6 protein-coding genes are annotated in these 4,577 nt (G+C 43.0%); 2 read left to right on the top strand and 4 right to left on the bottom strand.

The window, feature by feature from the left end; genetic code table 11:
• Positions 1-290: 290 nt before the first annotated feature.
• A complete protein-coding gene (locus Q0Y54_RS11745; RefSeq protein ID WP_297968171.1) occupies positions 291-839 on the bottom strand; it encodes a helix-turn-helix domain-containing protein in 549 nt (182 codons plus the stop codon).
• 143 nt (positions 840-982) lie between these two features.
• Between Q0Y54_RS11745 and Q0Y54_RS11740 the strand changes: the two genes are divergently transcribed.
• Positions 983-1,891, top strand: coding sequence for a DMT family transporter (locus tag Q0Y54_RS11740; RefSeq protein WP_297968168.1), 909 nt, complete (start codon positions 983-985; stop codon positions 1,889-1,891).
• A 118-nt stretch (positions 1,892-2,009) separates the two neighbouring features.
• Complete coding sequence (locus Q0Y54_RS11735; protein WP_297968165.1) at positions 2,010-2,852, top strand: Rpn family recombination-promoting nuclease/putative transposase; 843 nt, start codon at positions 2,010-2,012, stop codon at positions 2,850-2,852.
• Positions 2,853-2,923: 71 nt separating this feature from the next.
• Here the strand turns inward: Q0Y54_RS11735 and Q0Y54_RS11730 are convergent, their stop codons facing one another.
• From Q0Y54_RS11730 to Q0Y54_RS11720, 3 genes are all read right to left on the bottom strand, one after another.
• Positions 2,924-3,646 carry an STAS domain-containing protein gene (locus tag Q0Y54_RS11730; protein ID WP_297968162.1) on the bottom strand — a complete coding sequence of 241 codons (723 nt, stop codon included), beginning with the start codon at positions 3,644-3,646 and terminating at the stop codon, positions 2,924-2,926.
• Positions 3,624-4,190 (bottom strand): PP2C family protein-serine/threonine phosphatase, encoded by a 567-nt coding sequence (locus tag Q0Y54_RS11725; protein ID WP_297968175.1) that lies wholly within the window; start codon positions 4,188-4,190, stop codon positions 3,624-3,626. Before Q0Y54_RS11725 ends, Q0Y54_RS11730 begins: the two co-directional genes overlap by 23 nt.
• On the bottom strand, positions 4,084-4,577 hold a 494-nt coding region (locus Q0Y54_RS11720), incomplete at its 5' end, for a HAMP domain-containing protein (protein WP_297968159.1). The genes Q0Y54_RS11720 and Q0Y54_RS11725, both read right to left, overlap by 107 nt.

The following is a 4,577-nucleotide window of genomic DNA, read 5'->3' as shown; positions in this document are numbered from 1 at the left end:
GAAGCAAAGACAATAAAGGTTGTTATTAATATGCTTAAAGAACGTGAACCGTATGAAAGAATATCAAGATTGGTTGACACCCCTCTGGAAAATGTTATGGAAATTGCCAAGAGAAACAACCTCGTATACAACTGAGTGGAACGTATAACAAAAACTGCCCTTAGTACACGAATAATATGTACTAAGGGCAGTTTTATTAACCATGATATATTTATTTTAATGTCATTTTTAAATATTCATTTACAGGCTCTCGTTTGGTATGCATACCATCAAGAAAATCTTTTTAAATTTTATTGATAATATATTATATCCAGAAATTCTATGGGCTCCTGGGTAGGGTTCCTGAATTTATGGGGCTTGGTGCAATCAAAGCATATAGCATCCCCTGGCTTCAGATAGTAGGTTTCATTATCTACTATGGCTTCTAAAGGGCCCTGTTGTGCCAATACGTATTCCTGGGTTTTAGGGGAATGCCCGTCGGAAAAATGCTCGCCTCCCGGGGCAATTTTTACCACAAAAACGTCAAAGCGTCTTGATGAGGTGGCTGGGAAATAGCAAAGGGCCTGGAAAACACCACCATCATCTTCCTGGGGAGGAAGCTCATCTCCACGTATTATCTGTACCTTCGCCTCTGGTTGTACAATTAGCTGGGAATAGTCTACCCCCAATCCGTTGGCCACCTTCCAGATAGTGTTGATTGTTGGATTTCCTTCACCTTTTTCTATCTGGGACAGCATGACCTTGCTGACCCCTGAACGTTCTGCCAATTGTCCGAAACTCAAATTTTTATCTTCCCGTAGCTTGCTCAGATTTATAGCAATAATTTCATTTATAGTCACTTGTAATCACTCCCTTGATACAATATATTTTACTATATGTAAAATATATTGTAAATAATCCTTGACTTCTCATGGCGGGTTATTTATACTCATTACAATAAATCTTACATTCTGTTAAATATATTTTAGGGAGGTCGATATATATGCTATCCTTGGCTTTACCATTCACGGGCAAACTGACCACGGAGGCTGCCCGTTGGCAAATGCTTTTCTCCATGGCAATATTTGGTACCCTGGGCTTTTTCAGCCGTTATACTGAGGCTATTACTTCAGCGGAATTATCCCTTTATCGCTCAGCTTCTGCGGTTGTTATCATTGGTGCTATGTTTATGGTTCAGAGGAAAAAGCTGTCCTTGAAGAAAATGAAGGGCGAAGGGGTATTGATGCTGCTATCTGGTGTAGCATTGGCTATAAACTGGGTATTTATGTTTGAGGCCTTTCGCAATACATCAATTGCGCTGGCCACCATCAGCTACTATTTTGCACCGGTTTTGGTAACCATTATTTCACCGTTCCTATTCAAGGAAAAATTGACCAAGCGGCAAATTTTTTGCTTTGTAATGTCCACCATGGGATTAGCCCTTATAGTGAACGTTTTTGATTCATCTTTGGGAAGTGATGATACCCTTGGTATAATCTATGGTTTGTTAGGAGCGGTATTTTACGCTAGCTTTATTATTCTCAATAAGTACATCAAAAGTGTAGGCAGCATGGAACGATCCTTTTATCAGTTTGGTATTGCAGCTCTGGTAATGCTTCCTTACACTGCTTCAGTAGATGGTTTTCACCTGTTGGAGTTAAATGGCGTCGGTTGGTTAAGCTTGTCAGTAATCTGTTTGGTTCACACGGTTATCATGCATTATGCCTATTTTGAATCCCTGGGGAAGCTCACTGGGCAAGAAGTGGCAATTTTAGGATATATTGATCCGTTAGTGGCTGTGCTAATCTCATACTTTGTTTTCCATGAGAGTCTGACTATTACTCAAGGACTAGGCGGAGTTATGATTTTGGGCTTTGCGCTTTGGAATGAAGTCAGCCAATCGGCAGATTAGTAAAATATCCGCTTTTGTGATAAAATTAGGTTGAGATTGGGAGGATACGTGTAAAAGAAGCCTTTTGATGGCTTTCCCATGGTCGATTTTTTAGAAGTGACATGGGGAGGGTCGTTTTATGAAGGCTAGACGAACATACAAGGATTCACTGTTTCGTGACATTTTTAATGACAAAAAGAGGCTGCAGGGAATCTATTATGCTTTGACTGGTGAGAAGGTTGCCGTAAAGGATATCAAGATTACCACCCTACGGGGAACATTTTTTGAGGATATCAAGAATGACATCAGCTTTATGGTGGGGAATCGTCATATTATACTTATGGAACACCAGTCAACACTGTCGGAAAATATGCCACTACGGATGCTTTGGTATATTGCTAAATTGTACCGACAGAGAGTTAAACCGGATGCTCCCTATAAAAAGACTCGTATACTACTTCCTTCACCGGAGTTTTATGTGTTTTACAACGGTACTGGTGAGACCCCAGAGCATTGGACAATGCGATTGTCAGATGCTTTTGTGGAAAAGACGCATTCTTTGGAGCTGGAGCTTTCGGCGTTTAATATAAACTTTGATAAAAGCAGTGAGCTTTTGCAAAAATGTAATGATTTGAAGTGTTACAGTATTTTTGTAGCCCAGGTGCGGCAGGAAATATCTGATGGCAAGTCCCTTCGTCAAGCTATTATTAAGGCTATACAGTATTGTAAAGAAAATGATTTTTTGAAAGACTATTTCTCCAGCAAGGAGCAGAGGGAGGTTATAGATATGGTAAATTTCAAATGGGATTGGAACAGGGCCTTGGAAGTCAGGGCAGAGGAAGCTGCTGAAGCAAAGACAATAAAGGTTGTTATTAATATGCTTAAAGAACGTGAACCGTATGAAAGAATATCAAGATTGGCTGATACCCCTCTGGAAAATGTTATGGAAATTGCCAAGAGAAACAACCTCGCATACAACTGAATTGAACGTATAACAAAAACTGCCCTTAGTACACGAATAATATGTATTAAGGGCAGTTTGATTGTAGTTAATTATTTTGAAGCGGGAATTTCCATTCCCTCTGCCCACTTGTTCCAGGTGTCCTTCAGTGAAGCAAAACCGCCCATCACTTTAATGTCCGTATCATGCATGGTCTTATATACCGTAACAAATTTTTCCATAATATCATCAAATTGCTCCGGATGGGCTGTGATAGTGCGCCCCACCGTATCAGCATTATCCAGCATCTCAAAAACCACCCCATAGGAGTCATCGGCTGTCTTTACAAGATCATAGGAAATAGCGGTAGGAATACCAATCACAAAGGCCTTTTGGGCCAAATCCATCTCCTGCTTGATCTTGGCCAAAGGAACTCCGGCAGCATACAGCTTGACGATGGTTTCATGGCCAATGCGGTACACGGTGCTGCTTCGCCCCTTGCCAACCACCTGAGCCCCCTGCACATCAATTTCCCGTAGGGCCTTTTCCACCTGCAGCAGCGCGGTGAATTTGGTCATTTCAAAGATATCGTAAATATCCTTGGATACATTGCGAATAATGAGATTGTTGTTCCCCAGCCGTTTTTTTATCCATAACAGCAAACGCAGTCCGGCACTGGAAATATAGGTGAGCTTTTTTGCCTCCAATATTATGTCCTCACCGGAATTGGCAGGTAAAATTTTCTCCAGCTCACTTTGCAGCACAGACACATTCTGGGCATTGATTTCCCCCTCCAGAAAAACGATGAACGCGTTATTTTCCCTGGCTGTTTTCATAGCTTTCTTTCCTTTCTTCTGATGAACCCCAATATATTAATTCTAGCATGGTAATATCATCTGACTGGGCTGCATTGCCGGCAAATTCCTTAACGGCTCCGTATATACCATCTATACCTTCGCTGGCACTGTCACCGGACACGGTGAGGGCCTTTAGCAGGCGTTCATTGCCAAAAAACCTCCGCTCCTCATTGGCGGCTTCGGTAACACCGTCTGTATAGAGGAAGAGGGCATCGTCACTGTGTAATTGCAGCTGCGACACACTATAGGATAAATCCTCCACTACGCCCATAATAGGATATTGAGCCATTTTCATGTACTGCCACTGGCCATTATGACGAATAACGGGTGGGTTATGTCCGGCATTTACATAGGTAAATACCCCGGTAACGGTGTCCAGTACACCGCAGAAGACTGTCACAAACATATTTTCATTATTACTTCTGATAAGTGCCCGGTTGGTTTTGCTGAACACCCTGCCCAGCTCCTCCGGATCTCCGGCAAATAGGAGATTTTCCTTCAGCAGAGTCTTGGAAATCACCATAAAGAGGGCTGCCGGAACTCCCTTGCCGGAAACATCCGCCATGACCATCGGCCACTGTTAGGACAAGCTGATGGTCATTCAAAGGGTAGAAATCATAGAAATCTCCTCCCACCTCTCTGGCCGGCCGCATTACAGCCGCCACATCCAAATCATGGCGGTCCGGAAATGGATTGTGTCCATCAGGCAGCATACCGGTCTGAATCCGGGTAGCCACGGAAAGCTCCGTTTCAATATGCTCCTTTTGGGCAGTGGTTTTGGCCAGGCTGTCCATGTAGATGGTCAGCTCCTCCGTCATGTGGTTGAAGCTGTCAGCCAGGGCTTCCAGCTCGTCCCCGGTTTTTATTGACAGCTTTCGGTCCAGATTACCCGCCGCAATTTCCTTGACCC

The sequence above is a fragment of the uncultured Anaerovibrio sp. genome (assembly GCF_947302755.1).
Taxonomy (GTDB): Bacteria; Bacillota; Negativicutes; order Selenomonadales; family Selenomonadaceae; genus Anaerovibrio.
This window is presented reverse-complemented; position numbering and strand designations above follow the sequence as displayed.

Bases quoted from the DNA above. Each gene is read 5' to 3' on its own strand.
- Q0Y54_RS11740 (WP_297968168.1), top strand. From the start codon at position 983: ATGCTATCCTTGGCTTTACCATTCACGGGCAAACTGACCACGGAGGCT.
- Q0Y54_RS11735 (WP_297968165.1), top strand. From the start codon at position 2,010: ATGAAGGCTAGACGAACATACAAGGATTCACTGTTTCGTGACATTTTT.
- Q0Y54_RS11730 (WP_297968162.1), bottom strand. From the start codon at position 3,646: ATGAAAACAGCCAGGGAAAATAACGCGTTCATCGTTTTTCTGGAGGGG.
- Q0Y54_RS11725 (WP_297968175.1), bottom strand. From the start codon at position 4,190: ATGGTGATTTCCAAGACTCTGCTGAAGGAAAATCTCCTATTTGCCGGA.